The organism is Pedobacter sp. BG31 (assembly GCF_042464845.1).
GTDB classification, from domain to species: Bacteria; Bacteroidota; Bacteroidia; order Sphingobacteriales; family Sphingobacteriaceae; genus Pedobacter; species Pedobacter suwonensis.
In genome coordinates this window covers 214,684-232,822 of sequence record NZ_JBHNZK010000004.1, presented here as the reverse complement: position 1 = coordinate 232,822, position 18,139 = coordinate 214,684, and the positions used below count along the sequence as shown (strand labels likewise).

Annotated in this window: 17 protein-coding genes; 10 read left to right on the top strand and 7 right to left on the bottom strand. The window is 38.8% G+C overall.

Annotation, left to right across the window (positions count from 1 at the left end; all coding sequences use genetic code 11):
- Positions 1–122: 122 nt before the first annotated feature.
- Genes ACFE6N_RS07745 through gldN form a run of 4 tightly spaced genes read left to right on the top strand, consistent with a single transcriptional unit; the run spans position 123 to position 4,785 of the window.
- Positions 123–1,448 carry an SUMF1/EgtB/PvdO family nonheme iron enzyme gene (locus tag ACFE6N_RS07745; protein WP_090983354.1) on the top strand — a complete coding sequence of 442 codons (1,326 nt, stop codon included), beginning with the start codon at positions 123–125 and terminating at the stop codon, positions 1,446–1,448.
- A gap of 39 nt (positions 1,449–1,487) precedes the next feature.
- Positions 1,488–2,294, top strand: a complete 807-nt coding sequence (gldL, locus tag ACFE6N_RS07740) for a gliding motility protein GldL (protein ID WP_378935309.1) — start codon at positions 1,488–1,490, stop codon at positions 2,292–2,294.
- A gap of 41 nt (positions 2,295–2,335) precedes the next feature.
- Entirely contained in the window at positions 2,336–3,868 is a 1,533-nt protein-coding gene (gene gldM / locus ACFE6N_RS07735; protein WP_378935307.1) for a gliding motility protein GldM, read from the top strand.
- 5 nt (positions 3,869–3,873) lie between these two features.
- Complete coding sequence (gene gldN, locus ACFE6N_RS07730; protein WP_378935305.1) at positions 3,874–4,785, top strand: gliding motility protein GldN; 912 nt, start codon at positions 3,874–3,876, stop codon at positions 4,783–4,785.
- Between the two features lie 207 nt (positions 4,786–4,992).
- Here gldN and ACFE6N_RS07725 read toward each other — a convergent pair whose 3' ends face one another.
- The 7 genes from ACFE6N_RS07725 to ACFE6N_RS07695 all read right to left on the bottom strand — a co-directional run bounded on the left by ACFE6N_RS07725 (position 4,993) and on the right by ACFE6N_RS07695 (position 14,556).
- On the bottom strand, positions 4,993–6,366 hold the full coding sequence (locus tag ACFE6N_RS07725; protein WP_378935303.1) for a DNA/RNA non-specific endonuclease: 1,374 nt from the start codon (positions 6,364–6,366) through the stop codon (positions 4,993–4,995).
- A gap of 33 nt (positions 6,367–6,399) precedes the next feature.
- Entirely contained in the window at positions 6,400–6,798 is a 399-nt protein-coding gene (locus ACFE6N_RS07720) for a nuclease A inhibitor family protein (RefSeq protein ID WP_378935301.1), read from the bottom strand.
- Positions 6,799–6,926: 128 nt separating this feature from the next.
- On the bottom strand, positions 6,927–8,729 hold the full coding sequence (gene uvrC / locus ACFE6N_RS07715) for an excinuclease ABC subunit UvrC (protein ID WP_378935299.1): 1,803 nt from the start codon (positions 8,727–8,729) through the stop codon (positions 6,927–6,929).
- A gap of 30 nt (positions 8,730–8,759) precedes the next feature.
- The gene (locus ACFE6N_RS07710) at positions 8,760–9,128 is read right to left on the bottom strand and encodes a type II toxin-antitoxin system VapC family toxin (protein WP_378935297.1); all 369 of its coding nucleotides are present in this window, start codon (positions 9,126–9,128) and stop codon (positions 8,760–8,762) included.
- Between the two features lie 2 nt (positions 9,129–9,130).
- A complete protein-coding gene (locus ACFE6N_RS07705) occupies positions 9,131–9,361 on the bottom strand; it encodes a hypothetical protein (protein WP_378935295.1) in 231 nt (76 codons plus the stop codon).
- A 76-nt stretch (positions 9,362–9,437) separates the two neighbouring features.
- Positions 9,438–11,657: a transglycosylase domain-containing protein gene (locus tag ACFE6N_RS07700; protein ID WP_378935293.1), complete on the bottom strand. Its 2,220-nt coding sequence runs from the start codon at positions 11,655–11,657 to the stop codon at positions 9,438–9,440.
- A gap of 136 nt (positions 11,658–11,793) precedes the next feature.
- Positions 11,794–14,556: a gliding motility protein gene (locus ACFE6N_RS07695; RefSeq protein ID WP_378935291.1), complete on the bottom strand. Its 2,763-nt coding sequence runs from the start codon at positions 14,554–14,556 to the stop codon at positions 11,794–11,796.
- Positions 14,557–14,665: 109 nt separating this feature from the next.
- Between ACFE6N_RS07695 and ACFE6N_RS07690 the strand changes: the two genes are divergently transcribed.
- The 6 genes from ACFE6N_RS07690 to atpH all read left to right on the top strand — a co-directional run bounded on the left by ACFE6N_RS07690 (position 14,666) and on the right by atpH (position 18,093).
- Positions 14,666–14,890, top strand: coding sequence for an AtpZ/AtpI family protein (locus ACFE6N_RS07690; protein WP_378935290.1), 225 nt, complete (start codon positions 14,666–14,668; stop codon positions 14,888–14,890).
- Between the two features lie 168 nt (positions 14,891–15,058).
- Complete coding sequence (locus tag ACFE6N_RS07685) at positions 15,059–15,448, top strand: hypothetical protein (protein ID WP_378935288.1); 390 nt, start codon at positions 15,059–15,061, stop codon at positions 15,446–15,448.
- A gap of 14 nt (positions 15,449–15,462) precedes the next feature.
- Positions 15,463–16,596 carry a F0F1 ATP synthase subunit A gene (gene atpB / locus ACFE6N_RS07680; protein ID WP_378935286.1) on the top strand — a complete coding sequence of 378 codons (1,134 nt, stop codon included), beginning with the start codon at positions 15,463–15,465 and terminating at the stop codon, positions 16,594–16,596.
- Between the two features lie 42 nt (positions 16,597–16,638).
- The gene (atpE, locus tag ACFE6N_RS07675) at positions 16,639–16,854 is read left to right on the top strand and encodes an ATP synthase F0 subunit C (RefSeq protein WP_056087863.1); all 216 of its coding nucleotides are present in this window, start codon (positions 16,639–16,641) and stop codon (positions 16,852–16,854) included.
- Positions 16,855–16,941: 87 nt separating this feature from the next.
- Positions 16,942–17,436, top strand: a complete 495-nt coding sequence (locus tag ACFE6N_RS07670; protein ID WP_090983248.1) for a F0F1 ATP synthase subunit B — start codon at positions 16,942–16,944, stop codon at positions 17,434–17,436.
- A 117-nt stretch (positions 17,437–17,553) separates the two neighbouring features.
- Positions 17,554–18,093 (top strand): ATP synthase F1 subunit delta, encoded by a 540-nt coding sequence (atpH, locus tag ACFE6N_RS07665; RefSeq protein WP_378935283.1) that lies wholly within the window; start codon positions 17,554–17,556, stop codon positions 18,091–18,093.
- The last annotated feature ends 46 nt before the right edge of the window (positions 18,094–18,139 follow it).

Genomic DNA, 18,139 nt, shown 5'->3' with positions numbered 1-18,139 from the left:
TTGTTAATCTTTCTTTAACCGGGTTTAGATAATGATTTCATGTAAAATATTTGCTTTTGTAGATAATTTCAGTGATTTTTGATAAAATTGCTCCTAATCGTGCTGTGCACAACCTTGAAAATATGAAGAAAATCTACCTTCTAGCTATTGTAGGGATAACTGTAATGCTAGCAAGCTGTGGCCATGGCGGCCAGGGTGAGCTGGTTGGCGCTTATAACCGAAAATTTAAAAACGATAGAATCCCGTTAGGAATGGTTTATATTCCACCAGGGCATACACCACTGGGGGGATCTGATGAAGATATTACCTTTTCTCAGAACGGACCAAGTAGAATGACCACGATCAGTGCGTTCTTTATGGATCAAACCGAGATTTCAAATGCCGAATATCGCCAGTTTACCAACTGGGTGCGCGATTCTATTGCGATTGTGATGATGGGCAATCCACAACAGTTTATGATTACTCCAAAAGGAAATGCGGCAACGGCTCTTGGCGGAGAGAAATACATCGATTGGAAAAAGGTAGGCCCAAACGGGGTTAATATTTGGCGTAATAAGGGCAGGGGGGCAGCGGCTGCCCAGGCAAGCCAGCTAGACGGTATGTATTATTCAGGCTTAGATGCCCTTCCAGGGAAGAAAGAACTGGATGTTCGCAAATTCGAATATTCATATGCCGAATTAAATATGGAGAAAGCCGCTATTGGCCATAAAGATCCAAACAGCAAACGCCAGGATTATATCGATCGTTACACGGTTGCCATCTATCCTGATACAATGGTTTGGAAAACAGATTATTCCTATTCACAAAACGATCCGATGGTGCGTGGTTATTACAACCATCCTTCCTATGACGACTATCCTGTTGTTGGTGTAAGTTGGGAGCAGGCAAAAGCTTTTGCTCACTGGAGAACCAGATTGTACGATGGTGTTGCGACAGCAAGGAAACTGCCTGCTGGATCAAGATCAGACTACAGGTTGCCGGCTGAAACAGAATTTGAATATGCTGCAAGAGGCGGTAATACCAAAACCAAATATCCTTGGGGAGGACCTTACATCAGGAATACAAAAGGATGTTTACAAGCTAACTTTAAACCCGGCCGCGGCGATTATTCGAGCGATGGTGGAATTTATACGGTAGGCGTCAGATCTTATTTTCCTAACGATTATGGTCTGTACAATATGGCCGGAAACGTATCTGAATGGACTATCACTGCTTATAACAAAGGTGCCAGCCCACTATTACACGATCTAAACCCCAACTTTACTTATGATGCTGGTGCAGGCGACAGCAAATACAAAAAGCGTAAAGTGGTAAAAGGAGGTTCTTGGAAAGATACAGGCTATTTTTTACAAAATGCTGTAGCAACATACGAATATCAGGATACACAGAGGTCATATATTGGTTTCAGATGCGTTTCATCTTACCCGGGTACTGATTTAAGACGTTAAACCTACTAACAACTAAAACTAAAGAAAAACATCAAATTTATGGCAGCAAAAAAACAACCAGGCTGGTTACATGTGGCAATTTCATGGGGAGCAAGTATTGTAATTATCGGAGCATTATTTAAAATCCTACACATCGGCGGGATTTTAGGTAACTACATGATTGGGCTTGGTCTTGGTGTAGAGGCATTTTTATTCTTTTTAACCGGGTTTTTTCCACCAGAACCAGAACCGGCATGGGAAAGAGTTTATCCTGAATTAAAAGCAGATTATAAAGGAGAATTACCAACAGCTTCGGCCAGACCTGTTGCTGCAGTGGCCCCGTCTAATACAGCAGCTTTGGATAAAATGTTATCAGATGCTAAAATTGGTCCGGAGTTAATTGAAAGCTTAGGTACCGGTTTGCGCACGTTTGGCGATAAAGTAGCTGCAATTTCAAATGTTGCAGATGCATCTACAGCAACAAACGAATTAACCGGTAAGATTAAAACCGCATCAGCCGGTTTTGATAACTTGAGTGCATCTTTTGAAAAAGCAACGGCCAATTTAAAAGCAATGGGCGAAAGCAATGTAGATTCTCAGGCATACCACGAACAGGTTAACAATTTAGCTAAGAACTTATCGGCTTTAAATGCAGTTTATGAATTGGAATTACAAGATTCCAGCGCGCATTTAAAATCGATGAATAAATTCTATTCAAACTTATCATTAACCATGCAAAACTTTAACGAATCGATGGAAGATTCGAAACAGTTTAAAGAAGAGGTGAATAAGCTGGCTAAAAACCTGTCATCGCTTAATGCAATTTATGGCAATATGTTATCGGCCATGAACGGTCCGCGTGTATAATTTGTTTAGTTTTTAAATTTTAAAGGAAAGGCTACTCAAACATGGCAGGCGGAAAAGAAACAACAAGGCAGCGGATGATCAATATCATGTATTTGGTATTGTTGGCCATGCTCGCCTTAAACGTATCAGATACCATTTTAGATGCATTCAAAAATATCAACGATAGTTTGGATACTTCTAAAAACAATGTAAATACAAGTATTAATCAGTTGTTTTCTGCCTTCGAGAATTCGAAGTTGAAAGAAGAGCCGGCACGTGCTCAGCCTATTTACGACAAGGCTAAGCAAGCGCAGAAGGCAGCTGACGATTTAAATAATTACATCGAAAGCATTAAAAAAGAATTTACTCAGGCGGGCGACGGGATCGACCCTGAAACGGAAGATCTGGTGAATAGGTCCAATCAGGATATTGCACAGAATATCATGATTAATCAAAAAAAAGCGGATGAATTAAAGAAGAGAATCAATGCCACCAGGGAGAAATTAATCTCTTTATTAGATCCGGCCGATCGTGCGAACGTTTCGTTCTCTCTTGAAGCTAAGGACCCGGTAAGCAAAAAAAAAGGAAATTGGCAGGAAACTTACTTTGGTGAGGGAACGCCACTTACCGCGGCCATGACCATTTTAACCAAACTACAAACAGATACTAAAAATGCTGAGGCAGAAGTAGTGAAGAGATTGTTCGGAAATATGGATAAGGCCCAGGTTAACCTGGATCAGTTTGCGGCGGTTGCAGTAGCACCTACTTCTTACGTAATTCAGGGGCAGCCTTATACTGCCGAAGTATTTTTAACAGCCAGCGATTCGAGGTCGACGCCCGATATTACGGTTAACGGAAATAAATTATCCGTTAAAGATGGTAAAGGAACTTATACCGGTGGTACCGGTAGTGTTGGACAGTTTACCTGGGTAGGTACGATCAGGGTTCGCCAGACTGATGGCCAGGTGAAGGAATACAAAACTCAGCCACAAACTTATCAGGTAGCGAAACCTTCCGCATCTGTTTCTTCAACGAAATTGAATGTAATTTATGCAGGTATTGCTAATCCCTTTACCGTATCAGCGGCAGGCTTTCCATTAGAAAGTGTTCGTGCTTCCATTTCAGGAGGTTCAATGTCTGGTAGTAACGGGAATTACAATGTGAACGTTCCGGGCAGCATGGTAGGCCAGGAAGTATCCATTAATGTATCCGCAAACAATGCAGGCAAAACCGTTAGTCTTGGTTCACAAAAGTTCAGGGTAAAAGCCATTCCGGCACCTGTAGCAAAAGTTGGCGGACGTGCGGGAGGCGATATTGCTTCGGTGCAGTTAAAAAGCGAAACCGAGATTGAAGCAGATCTGGATGATTTTCCTTTTGATGTTAAGTTTAAAATACAACGTTATAAATTAACCATTATCAAACCACGTTCAGATGCAGTTACCATTGCAGGTAGCGGCGGAAGTTTTGCAGGTGCAGTTAAAGGTGCCATGAACTCAATTACGCCTGGTACGAGGGTGTTTTTTGAAGATATTGTTTCTGTAGGGCCGGATGGGCGTCAAAGGATATTGCCTTCATTAGCGTTTAGTGTAAAATAAAAGAAATGAAAAGGATTTTAAGTATTGCCATTTTAGTTTTATTAACCGCGTTTGCTTATGCACAAAAAAAGCCAACGAAGTTAGCACCGAAAAAAGCTGCACCGGTGGCTGCTGCTCCTGCAGCAGATACGGTGAAAGCTCCTGTTAAAACGGCTAAGAAGAAACTCAAAGTGCCACCTAAAGATGGTTTTTATGCCCGCAAGGACATTGACAGTACTGAAATGGTTCCTTTGGCCGATGTAAGGGAAGAGGATGTTTTTTATGCAAAACGGATCTGGAGAGAGATTGATTTACGTGATACGGTTAACTCGGCTTTAAGATCGCCTAAATCAAGATTAATTGATGTTTTGATTGCTGCAATTAAAAAAGATGAACTAACTGCATACTCGCCAATTGATAGTGCCTTAAATGAAGATGATGCTTTTAATAATCCGATGTCTGCAGATTCTGCTGCGAAATCAGCTTTAGGTACAGCGGAGGTTTCGAACAATAAAACCGGAACTGTTACTACAGTTGTTAATGATTTTAACCCGGAGTTATTTTTAAAGTTCAGAATAAAGGAAGACTGGATTTTCGACACAAAACGTTCTATTTTTGAACCACGTATTGTGGGCATCGCACCATTAAAGTACAATGAAGTTTCTAAACAATGGCAGCCTGTATTTTGGGTGTACTATCCTGAAGCTAGAGAAATTTTGACAAAGAAACGTCTGATTAATACCAATAATGATGCTTCATCATTAAGTTTCGATGATTTCTTTATCCGCCGCTTGTTTAGCAGTTATATTGTAAAAGAATCGAATCCTGGTGATAATAAAATCAGAGATATTATCGCAGATCCTAAGGAGCGTTTATATGAATCAGAAAGGATTAAAAAATCTGTTCTGGATTACGAACAAGGTCTTTGGGAATATTAATCTCATAAAAAAAGGCTTCGATTTTCATCGGAGCCTTTTTGTTTACAATGAATCCCTTTCTCTTTGCCGTCATTTCGATCGGAGTCTCTTTGCAATGCATTCATCGGGTATCTATCTGATCACGATAAAGGATACATATGGATTACATGAAATAAAAAAGCGGTAATCCAAATCGATGGATTACCGCTTTAAATTTGACTAATTAGTCTACTGGTTATCAGTAGCTGCTTCTATTACATTTTGAATTGATGTAGGTACATTCGATAAAAGATCATATCCTGTGGCAGATTCAATTGAATTAACCGAGGTGCGGAATGTTTTCCAGTTGGTATTTAAACCATTTGTATTGGGCATATTTACTGCAATTACTCTCGTAGAAGATGTAATCCTGCTTAAATCATTATTTCCGTTTGATAATACCACAATAACTTTCCATGTATTTGAAGGTACATTAATACGACCATTATCAATGGTATAGGTAACGCCTCCATTGCTTCCTGTACCACCAGAACCGTAAGAACCACAAATGATATAAACTTCGTTACCTGCTGTAACCAATGAGCGTGTGTAATTTTCCAGGTCGGCCCAAGGACCCTGGTTATTGTTAGGTGCCTGTGGCATCATGTTGCTCATTAAGAATGTGGACGAGTTAGAAGTTATGGAAGCAGTCCGATCAGCAGATGGGCAGTTATGGCCACGATCGAAACCTGAACCCGAATAGCTGCTGTTCGATACCTCGTACCAACCTGAAGGTAAAGCAGTATCGGCTCTGAAATCATTCTGACGTGAATTTGAACCTAAATCAGACGATCCAATATGCCAGCTGACCCAGTTTGGTGTAGCCCTGCTTCTACTGTAAGAACTTGTATAGTAAGTGTGATCCATCAGGTAATTTTCAGGGGAAGATGTGCTGGCAACAGCATTACTCGGATTACCCAGTAAAAGGTTACTATCATCGCCAGAAGTGGTTGGTGGAGGAGTTGTTCCACCGTCGCCGGTTGAAATACTAAAATCGTCGATATTGATGCGGGCAGTACCTCCACTTATTTTACGGATCTGGAAACGAACATTTCCCGAAATGGATATATTAAATGTTGCGGTAGTTAAAGTTGTTGAGCTGGTGCTAATGGTGCTACCGGTTTGTTGCCAGCTCGAACCGCTATCGGTAGAGTACCAAAGCTGCCAGGTACTATTGGCATCGCTACCATATTTGGCGTGGGCAACCGTTACCACATCGGCTCCAGCGACGTTGAAATTCATGCTCAGTGTGCCCGTGTTACGGATACGTACTGATTGACTGCCATTCTTAGCATCTCCAGCGAGATTTCCAATTAATGCATCTTCAAGGCTCCAGCTTCCGCTACTTAAAGTTACCGACCCAACTGTGTAACTTCCTTTGCCGCCAGATTCGAATGTTTCGGGGAAACCAGCAACTACAGCCTGGGTACCAGCGGTAGCTGCTTTACTGTTTAACTTTTGCTCAAATTGGCTGTTGCCCGGCTGCGTTGGGTTGTCTTTTTTACAGGCAGCAAGGCCAAGGCATAATACGGCCAATAAGCTTAATTTTTTTAATGCTTTCATTTTTTTTAGGATTATTTAAGGATGTAAGGGGTTTTAGGTTTCGATAGCAAAAGTTTCAATCACGATACAGGTACCATCTGGTAAATAACCAGCAATGAGCACAGGAATCCGGCTGGCGCCTTCTACTCTAACCACTGTAATATTGGATAGGTTTTGCTTTAAAAAGGTGTACCAAGTGGCGATTTTGCCTGCATTTTCAACCATTGGTGCATCTGCTTTATCGACTTTTGATATTAAACTATCAAAAAATGCAGCTTGATCGATTTGTTTTAAATCGGAAGGATCAGCATGATATTGGATAGCAATTTTCTGCAATAGCCCTGAAGGTGTAATTTCGCCCCAATCTGCTGCTTTAAAAGGGCTTTCAGACTCAGTAAAATACCATACGCCCAACAAAAGTTTGCTTATGGTAGCCAAAATTTCATTATTCATGTAAATAGGGATGTTTTTACGAGCGTATTAACAGCCCTAAATTAGAGGAAAAGGATTTGAATATTGTGCAATGTAGATTAACAAAATGTTAACATTTTTACAGCTGTACTGTGCTTATTTTAAAGAATTTATACTTCGTTAAAATGGGTAAGTAAGGCAATCACCTGTTTTTTATTGAGTACTGCTGACAGTTCTTTTTCTGTAGCTTCTTTAATCTTTTTAACCGATTTAAAATGCGTTAACAGTTTATCTGCAGTCGTTTTTCCAATACCTTCAATCTGTTCAAGCTCGGTTTTAAGTGTGCCCTGGTCGCGTTTCTTGCGGTGAAAGGTAATACCGAAGCGGTGAGCCTCATCACGCAGTTGCTGTATCACTTTTAAGGTTTCCGATTTTTTGTCCAGGTATAACGGAAAAGAATCGCCCGGATAGAACAATTCTTCTAATCTTTTGGCAATTCCGATAACAGTTACCTTATTCTCGATACCTAATAACTTTAAGCTTTTCACTGCTGATGAAAGCTGTCCTTTACCACCATCAATAATGATGAGCTGAGGTAAAGACTGGTTCTCATCCAACATTCTCCTGTAGCGACGGAAAACGGCCTCTTCCATGGTGGCAAAATCGTTGGGGCCTTCAACCGTTTTCACATTAAAATGGCGGTAATCTTTTTTAGAAGGTTTGGCATCTTTAAAAACCACAATTGCAGAAACCGGATATTTTCCCTGAAAGTTAGAGTTATCAAAACATTCGATGTGTTTCGGAAGCTGCGTTAAGCGTAGATCTTTTTGCATAGTGGTTAAAATCCGATCAGTGCGTAAATCAGGATTCAGTTTTTCGTATTGGTTAAGCTTCTCTTTTTTGAAGAATAGTACATTCTTTTGCGAGAGCTCTAAAAGCTTCTTCTTTTCGCCCAGTTTTGGGACTGTAAATTTTAAACTTTCGTCTTCCAATGAAAGTTCGAAAGGAACAATAATTTCTTTAGAGGTACTATTGAACTTAGTTCTGAACTCTAACATCGCCAGGGTCAAAATCTCGTCATCACTTTCATCCAGTTGCTTTTTAACCTCAATGGTCTGCGTTTGGATAATGGTTCCGTTCATCACTTTCAGGTAATTCACAAACGCATAACGTTCATCTGAAGCAATACTCACTACATCCACATTGGTAATGGCACTGTTTACCACCGTCGATTTGCTCTGGTATTTTTCCAGTACTTCTAATCTCCTTGCGTATTGATGCGCAAGTTCGAAGTTCAGGTTTTCTGATGCTGATTTAATAACCCCTTTAACATCGCGGATAACATTTCCGATTTTACCGTTTAGGATTTCCTTGATCTCACCAATGTTTTTGTCATAGTCCGCTTCAGTCTGATAGTTTTGGCATGGCCCTTTACAGTTACCAATCTGATATTCGAGACAGACTTTAAATTTGCCTTCATCTATGTTTTTTTCCGTTAAAGGTAAATTACAGGTGCGTAAAGGATAAGTTTCTTTAATCAGATCCAGAATGGTATGCATCATGCCTATCGAGCCATAAGGGCCGAAATAGGTAGAGCCGTCTTTGATCACTTTACGAGTCCAGTAAATGCGTGGGAAATTTTCATTTTTTACGATAATCCATGGGTAGGTTTTATCGTCTTTTAAGTTGATATTGAATTTAGGCTGATGCTTTTTGATCAGACTGTTTTCCAATAACCAGGCGTCAATTTCCGTATCAACAATGGTAAAGGTAATTTTACGGATCTTGGATACCAACACCCTGGTTTTGCCATTAAACTGATTCCTGTCGCTATTGAAATATGAACCTACCCGGTTACGAAGGTCTTTCGCTTTACCAATGTACATGAGCTTTCCATCGGCGTCCCAATACTGGTATACGCCGGGTTTATGTGGAATTGCGGTTAATGCTGTTTTATGGTCGAAACTGCTCATAGGAATTAAAAGAGCAAAATTAGGGTAACTTTAATAAAGAATTATATTTGGCATAAAATCGAAATCTTTTTTGTTGTAAGTAAACAATTCAATTTTATTTACAATTGCAGTTGCCCCGATAATTGCATCTGGTATTTGAAGATGATGGCTTAGTCTGAAGTTTTCGATAAGTTCGATAGATTTCTGGGATATGTAGCTGTCAAAATGAATAATGTCATAATACTTAATCTTTTTCTTCATCTGTTCCAGTTCTGCTTTATTTCCCATGCCCTGTAAAAGTTCCATCGTTGTAATCGATGAGAGCAGAATGTTTTTGAAGCCTATTTCCTCCAATACTTCAATGGTTGAGGTATTGCCATTGAAAGCATGTATGAGAATATTGGTATCGCTCAAAATCATAATTATTTTTTACGATCCCATGCTTTATCTCTTATATCTCCTATATTTCTTGGCGAATCCTTCCAAATGCCAAAAAGTTCTTTGGGATTAAGTGTTTTATTACCTTTTAAAATATTAGACTTAATATTGCTCTGTGGAGAAATGATTTTAATATTTTCTAATTTCATAGATTGAAATAAAGAAAGGAGTTTTTTCATTTCATCAAAATCTGATATTTCTAGTGTAACTCTCATATATTTCAATTTTCTATTACAAATTTAATATTTATCTCCTATTTTTTGCCGAAAACTTTAGGTTGGGATGTATTCATTAAAATCCCAACTTCTCGTCCAGTTCACTGGTGCCTTCTTCTTGTTGCTGGTATTGGTTACAATCATAAGTAATCGAAACACCAGACTTTGGTGCTTTGAAATCAGCATGACTGATTTTTAAAGCCGGATTGGCGTACACCCTTTTAATAAATCCTGCAAAAATTGGTAAAGCTGTATTCGCACCCTCACCCTGACTGGTGCTGATAAAGTGGAAAGCCCGGTCTTCACAACCCGTCCAGATACCGGTTACCAGTTGTGGGGTAATGGCCATAAACCAACCATCGGAGTTATTTTGGGTAGTACCTGTTTTCGCTCCGATTGGTGCATTCACTTTATATTTATAGTTCAATCGCGATCCGGTTCCGTTGGTTACCACACCCTTAAGCATCCGTGTCATTACATAAGCCACTTCTTCGCTCATAATGGGCTTTGGTATTTCCTTTTGAGAAAATAATACCACACCGTTTTTATCTTCAATTCTTAATAAATAAATGGGTTTGGTATAAATTCCTTTATTGGCAAAAGCTCCATAAGCACCCACCATGTTATAAACAGAAGAATCGAATGTGCCCAAACAAATCGACGGAAACGCTGGAACATTTGGAATACCCATTTTTGTAGCCAGGGTAGATACAGCCACAGGGCCAACCTGTTTCATTAAATAGGCGGTAACAAAGTTTTGTGAGTAGGCCAGTGCTTTTTGTAAGGTAATACTACCTGGTAGGGGTTTGCCCGAGTTTCTGGGTGTCCACGGCTCACCATAACCTTCAATCGTTACCGGAACGTTGGGTACGGTATAACAAGGCGAATAACCATTTTCTATGGCTACAGCGTAAGTAAATGGTTTTGCTGTTGAACCTACCTGGCGGGTTCCCATCTTAACCTGGTCGTACTTAAAGTGCTCGTAATTAATTCCACCCACCCATGCTTTCACATGTCCGTTGGTCGGGTCCATGGTCATCATGGCATTCCTGAGCAGCATTTTATAATAACGTACCGAGTCGATCGGTTTCATTACCGTATCGATATTACCTTTCCAGGTAAAAATGGTCATTTCTGTTTTGGTGTTGAAATCATCTTTAATTTCTTCATCCGATTTTCCTTCCAGTTTTAAGGCTTTATAACGATCAGAGCGTTTTATTCCCTGTTCAATCTGTAAAGCTTTATCCTTAAACGGGTTTCTGCCCTTCCAACTCGCGATAAACTGCGCCTGTAGCACTTTCATATATTCCTTTTGCGCTTCCTCGGCATATACCTGCATATCATAATTCAAGGTGGTATAAATTTTTAAACCATCACGGTCCAGATCGTATGGCGTACCGTCAGGTTTGGTAATGGATTGCTCCTGGAAAATATTTTTGATATCGTTCTTCAATACCGAACGGAAATACGGTGCAATTCCATCATTAACGGTTGCGGCATTGAAATGCAGGTTCAAAGGTTTTTCCTTTTGCTGATCAAATTCTGACTGGCTTAAGAGATCAGCTTTGACCATGAGGGCCATAACGGTATTTCTACGTTCTCTGGAACGCTCAGGATGGCGGGTGGGCGAATACATGGTAATCCCTTTTTGCATACCCACCAGGGTTGCAGCCTGTGTTAAATTCAACTTATCGGGAGTGGTATTGAAATAAACCCTTGCCGCAGATTTAATCCCATAAGCCTGGTTACCAAAATCTACTGTATTTAAATACATGGTAATAATTTCTTCTTTGGTATAGTTACGCTCCAGTTTAACGGCAACAATCCACTCTTTAAATTTCGTTAATACCAGCGAGAAAAAATTAAGGTTCGATTCGCGTGGGAAAAGATTTTTAGCCAATTGCTGGGTAATGGTACTGGCACCTTGTTTTTTGCCGATCAAATTGTAACCGATAATGGTAAAGGTACGTTTAAAATCTATTCCTGAATGTTCTTTAAAGCGGGTATCTTCTGTTGCAATTAATCCATTGATTACATTTTCAGAAATATCTTTATAAGTAACATTCGATCTGTTTTGCACAAAATAAGTACCTAAAGGACGGCCATCCTCGGCAATAATTTCTGATGCCTGGTTGCTTTTCGGGTGCTCAATGTCCCTGAAAGAGGGTAAAGCACCAAATAGCCCAAATCCAATCATCGAAATGAAAATAGCAAATAGGGCAATTCCTCCAATCAATAATTTCCAGATGAGTAAGCTGTATCTTTTTGTATCCTGTGGGGAAAGGGATTTGTTCATTTTGTGTTTTTATTTTGCAAAACACCGGGATAGGTGATTTTGGATGCAAATTTATTAATTTTTTATAGAATCAAATTTAAGCTTTGGTGTTTATGCCTTTTGCTTTGGTGTTTGAGCTTTGTTCTTTTACTTTCGCTTATTTATAATTTTCGTTTAAAAACTCCAGGTATTCATTAATCCTTGTTCTGTCTGTCAGTTTTTGAAAATTTTCTTTACTGATGATAAAACCTTTATACAGGTTGGCCGGAACTTTCATAATATTCTTTAACTGACCAACAATGCTCGATTCGTAAAGTTTGGCATCCTCTAAATCGATAAAACTGGTAATGTAAATCAACTGATCGTTATCCAACTCTACCAATTTATGTTCCAGATCGTTGTCCGGATAATTTCCGCGGTTAAACTGACCAATGCCGAAGCGTGATGAACTTAAGGTTAAAGTGGCGTCGGCAACGTCTATTACGTAATAATATTCTTCTGATTTGGCCGTACTGAAAATACCAGCAGGTTTAGTTGGATCAACCGGCTTAACCTCAACTGGTTTGGCTACAGGAGTTGGTTCAGTTATTTTTGCTACAGGATTTTCAACCACCAGCGGTTTTTTTGGAACTGAAACTGTGGCGGCCTGGCTCACAAAACGCGGCGTATTTGCGTCAAAATCAACAAGGGCTACAGGGCGCTGTTTAAATTCGTCAAGATTGGCCTCAATATACTTCAAGTGGTCGCGTACCAAAGGCGTAATAATTTTGTCGTTAGGATAGCGATTGGTGATGAGGTTAAATTCGGTGAGTAGCGGATCAACCTTTGCTGTACGTCCAACAGCGATGGCTTTTAAATAGGCATATTGCGGTGCCAGATCATTTTCAGGGAAAGTGATGATATTGTCATCAGCCTGTTTTACCACGGTGGCATAGTCTTTTTTTATATAAGCATCGAAAGTTGAGTTGTAATTGTTAATGGCCATATTTTCCATCTGTGTTTGCTTGGCCGAGTACGATGGATCTAAAATATTCTTCGCAAAGTTTGATTCTGGGAATTTGGTCAGCACCAATTGCTTATACTGCTCAGATTTTACTTCATCAATGCCTTTATAATTGAGATATAAACTATAGTAAATGGCAACTAAATGATTATTTTCCGGATATCGTTTAATCAGTTCCAGATATATTTTATTTGCTTCCTGCTTATCATTCAGTTCTTGTTGGTAGAAACTGGCCATTTCGAAATAGGCATCAATAATTTTTTGATCCGATGATGCCAATAGTGCTGGTGTGGTGGGTAAAGCATCCAAAAACTGTTTTTCCAGCGAGGTTTGATCTGCTGCCGTTTGGTTGGTTTGGCCATTTGCTGGTATAATTTCGGTAGCTACCTTTCCTCCCGCTAAAACCTGATTGGTTTCCTGTGCTGACGACCGGATGCTTTGGCGCCAGTTATCTTCCAGCTGTCTTGTTCCCCACCTTTTTCTAAAATCGGCAAAACCATTACTAATTGCTGCATTATTATTGAAATAGAAAGTATTTCCTGTAATACTGTTTGGCGTATTCAAGCTCCTGTTTGGAAAATCCGGATCATTTAAAAATTGGCTATTCATTACGCCACCTGTATTACTCACTTCAACCTTTGGTGTTAAATAAGCTTTTACTTTAGCCTCCCGCTCCGCAGCCGGAAGTTTGGCAAAAGCCTGAGCAGTATCTTCTTTGGCGATAATGGTATACCGGTCTGTTAAATATTGCAGGTTATCTGCCTTTTTAACAATGTTATGATAATCAGGGAAGTTTTTAGGTAAAATCATCACAGTACTATCGTAGTACAGCTTTGCTTTAACATAGTTGTTAAATTCTTTAAAGTTTAAATCTGCAATTCTTAAGTAAGATAGCGCCTTTTGCGTTTGGTTTCTGGTGCTTTTTAAAACCGACTTATGGTAGTTTTCTTCTGCCTTTAAAAAATTTCCCTCTGCCGAGAAAAGCTCCCCAACCTGATAATAAATCTGATCGGTATAATCAGTATTTTTATCGTCTTTCAATAAAGCTAAAAGTTGCTGTTCCTTATTAAGTTTTTCTCCATTTAATAGTGCTTTTAGTTTAATCCGGTTTAAATTGGCATGGAAATACATCTCAAAAGGTGCATTGCTTTTTTCAACTTTGGTGAAATTGGCATAAGCATCCTGAATATTTTTTTCTTTTTCCTGTAACTGCGCCAATATAAATCGCCAACGGATGCGTAGCTGTTTTTCTGCAGGTAAAGCGATGGCCGATTCTAATAACAAGATGGCTTCTTTATTCCGTTTTTGATAGATTCGTATTTGGGCCGCCGTAGCAAGGGGTTCGGCCAGGTCCTTTTTTAACTCATCAGACGCGCGTAGCATGGTATCAATAATTTTATCGGCCAGTACCATATTGTTAAGTTCCATTTGGCTACGTGCTTTCCAGTTCATAGCCATGATAAATGTCTTCAGGTCGCTATTGTAAGTTTTCGCCGTGTAATCAAAATACTCTGATGCGATAAAATAATTCCCTTTAAGGTAATTTGCCTTGCCCAAAAGCATGTAGGCATCGTCAATATAGTTACTGAAACTTTTATCGTTGATAATGGTTTGTCCTTTGGCAATCACATCATCAAGCTGTTTATTGGCAGCCCCGGGTGTGAGTACTAAATTTATCTGTGGCTCAGGATCAAGGTAAACCGGTAGAATCTTTTCGTAATTATCCGCATAACTTTGCAGCAAACCCGCATTGTATTCGCTTAGTAAAACATTGGCGTTATAGATATAATTGTATTTTGCGGTTAAGTTCTGAAACCTACGGTCAACTGCAGTATCTTTATTTGCAACGCAGCCATAAATAAAAATACTGATGAGAATAATGAAGGGATTTAAGTTTTTGTTAGCGTAATTTTTCAAGTATGATCAATCTCTTAGGTAATGTATAATAAACAATATAGATAGAAAAATATTTTAATTGGTAACAAATTTTAATTATTCAAAGTTAATTTAATTATTGCATTAAAAAATGGAAAATCAGCGAGGAGAAGATACAAAGAAAAAGGTAAATGCAGCAGCAAAGTATTCTGCCATTGGTTTCCAGATGATCGCTACCATAGGCCTGCTTACTTTTATAGGTTATAAAATTGATGAACACCGAAACAGCAAAACCAATTTCATCACTGCAGCTTTTGCCCTGGCCGGTGTAGGGATTGCACTTTATCAGGCGATCAGACAGGTTACCAGGGGTTAGTTGGCAGTTTTTCAGTTTTCAATTTTCAGTTAGCAGGTTTCAATTAAACGATTAACCAATTAAACGGTTAAACAACAAAGCACTTTTGCAATATTTCTTATGTTACTACTTACTTGATACTAAAAACCTTATCTTTGCAAAAAGTTTTATCTGCTAAGAAATTATACATTGACGCTAGCCAAATTTACCAGTATCTATTTTATTTTCGTAGGCTTATTAATAGGCGTTGTTGCCGTGTTACCTTTAGTATTTCCTGATAAGCAGCTTTTGGTGAACAATTTTTGGGTGATGTTCGGTTTTTTGGCTGGTATCACTTATATCGCTTACATGCTGGTTGATATTGGTATAAAACGTGATCCTGAAGTAGGTATTATGGCCATTATGGGATCAATTGCTGTGAAAATGATTTTTTGTATGGCTTTCGTGTTGATTTACAGTATAAAAGCAAAGGGAATTGGGTCTGTGTTTCTGCTTAATTTTTTTTCTTTATATTTATTGTTTACGGTCTTTGAAGTTTACTGTTTGTTACGTAACTTGCGCCACCAAAATTTAAAGTAAAAAACTGCCAATAAATGGATTGTAACCGAGTTTTTGTGTCTAAAGTTAAAAGGCTAACTATTGTTTTTACGCTTTTAATCGCGTTTTTATCTATCAAGATTGATACTTTCGCTCAAGTTGATAGCACTGTTGTACCTGTTGATAGTGCTGTTGCAGAATCTGCTCATGCTGTTTCAGGAGAACATGGATCTGAGGCCAATCATGGTAAAGAAAAATTCGAGCCTACCAAAGTAATTATGGAACACATTGCTGATTCGCACATGTGGCATCTTTGGGGACATACTTCGTTGCCTCTTCCGGTAATTTTATATACGCCTAATGGTTTAGAGGTTTTCTCTTCAGGTAATTTTCACCATGGTGAACACGATTATAATGGTAAATACAATAACTATCGTTTAGAAGAGGATCATGTTAAAGTAGTTGGTGCTGATGGTAAAGTGGATGAGGAAGCAAGTAAAGCTGTTTTAGATTTCTCGATCACTAAAAACGTTGCTGCGATGTTTGTGGCTATTCTGGTTATCCTTATTGTATTTATTTCGGTTGCCGGAGCTTATAAAAAACGTGCCGGTAAAGCACCAAGAGGTCTGCAATCTTTTATTGAGCCTGTTGTTCTTTTTGTAAGAGATGATATTGCTAAGCCCAACATTGGTCATAAATACGCGAAATTTATGCCTTATTTGTTGACTACTTTTTTCTTTATCCTATTTAATAACTTATTCGGTTTGATTCCGATTTTTCCAGGTGGTGCCAACGTTACCGGTAATATTGCCCTAACTTTTGTAATGGCTTTAGGTACTTTGATTATCGTTAACATCAATGGTAACAAATATTATTGGAAACACATTTTCAGACCGGATGTTCCTTTTTGGTTATATCCGATTATGATCCCTGTGGAATTGATCGGTATCATTTCTAAGCCTTTCGCTTTGATGGTGCGTTTGTTTGCAAACATTACAGCTGGTCACATTATCGTATTAAGTTTAATATCCTTAATTTTTATTTTCGAAACACTGGCTATTGCCCCGGTTTCAGTTGCGTTCGTATTGTTTATGGATGTATTGGAATTATTGGTGGCATTTTTACAGGCCTTTATTTTTACCTTATTAACTGCCCTGTTTATTGGCATGGCAGTAGAAGAACATCATTAACAGAAAACTATTTTTTGCAAATTAATATAAATTAAATTAGTTATGGTAGGTTCAATCGCGGCAATCGGTGCCGGTTTAGCAGTAATCGGTGCAGGTATCGGTATCGGTCAAGTAGGTGGTAAAGCAATGGAAGGTATTGCTCGTCAACCGGAAGCTGCATCAAAAATTCAGACTGCAATGATTATCGCTGCTGCCCTTATTGAGGGTGCTGCTTTATTCGGTGTTGTAGTTGCATTATTAGGTAACAATCCTCAATAATTCAATCTGAAAAACTCTGGCAGGGTATTTAACGATTGGTTATTTACCCCGCCTTATTAAAGTATTAAGAATAAAAAATTAGATAAAATGGAATTAGTAACCCCAAGCATAGGTTTGGTTTTTTGGACATCGCTAGCATTCATCTGCTTATTGATCTTACTTAGAAAATTTGCATGGAAACCTATTTTAGGTGCAATTCACGAGCGTGAGCAAAGCATTGATGAGGCTTTAAACAAAGCTGAATTGGCTAAACAGGAGATGGCTCGTTTAACCAGCCAGAATCAGGATTTAATGCAGCAGGCCCGTGCGGAGCGTGATGAGATTTTAAAGGAAGCTAAAACCTTAAAAGATAGCATCTTAAATGAGGCTAAAAAACAGGCTCAGGTTGAAGGTGCTAAATTGATCGAGAAAGCTAAAATCGAGATCGAAAACCAAAAGAAAGCTGCTTTAGCTGAAGTTAAAGACCAGGTTTCTACTTTATCATTAGAAATTGCTGAACGTGTACTACGTACGCAGTTAGATGATAAAACCAAACAGGAAGCTTTAGTGGCTAACTTGTTAAAAGACGTTGAATTAAACTAGTTTGAGAAAATAGATAGGAGATACTAGATTTGAGACATTAGATATGAGAGAGGAGATTACTCTGAATACTCAATCTCACATCTCACATCTCACATCTTCCATCTCACACCTAAAAATATGTCAGAAATTAAAGTTGCAGGCAGATATGCCAAATCATTAATAGACCTAGCCGTTGAAAACAATGCGTTAGAATCAGCTTATAATGATATGGTTTTGTTTGAGAAAGTGGTTGATGAAACCCCTGAACTAGAAGCAATATTAAAAAACCCGATTGTACCTTTAGATAAGAAAACTGGTATTTTAAACGGAATTTTTACGGATAAAGTAAGCAAACTAACCATCTCTTTTTTCAAGGTTGTGGTAAGCAAAGGTCGTTCGGCGATTTTATTTGCAACAGCAAAACAGTTTATACAACAATATAATTTAATTAAAGGTATTGTTACTGCTGATGTAACTACTGCAGCGACTTTAAGTCCTGAGGCCAAAGAGCAGATTATAACAATTGTAAAAAAAGAATTAGGCGCCAACCAGGTTATAGTTAACGAAAAAATTAACGAGAAACTGATTGGTGGTTTTATATTAAAAGTTGGAGATAAGCAATTTGATGCCAGTATTGCCAGCGGTTTAAGTAAACTTAAAAAAGAATTTGCGCAGTAAGCGAATAGCGTTTTGCGTTAAGCGTTGATTCGCAAATGGCCTGAAA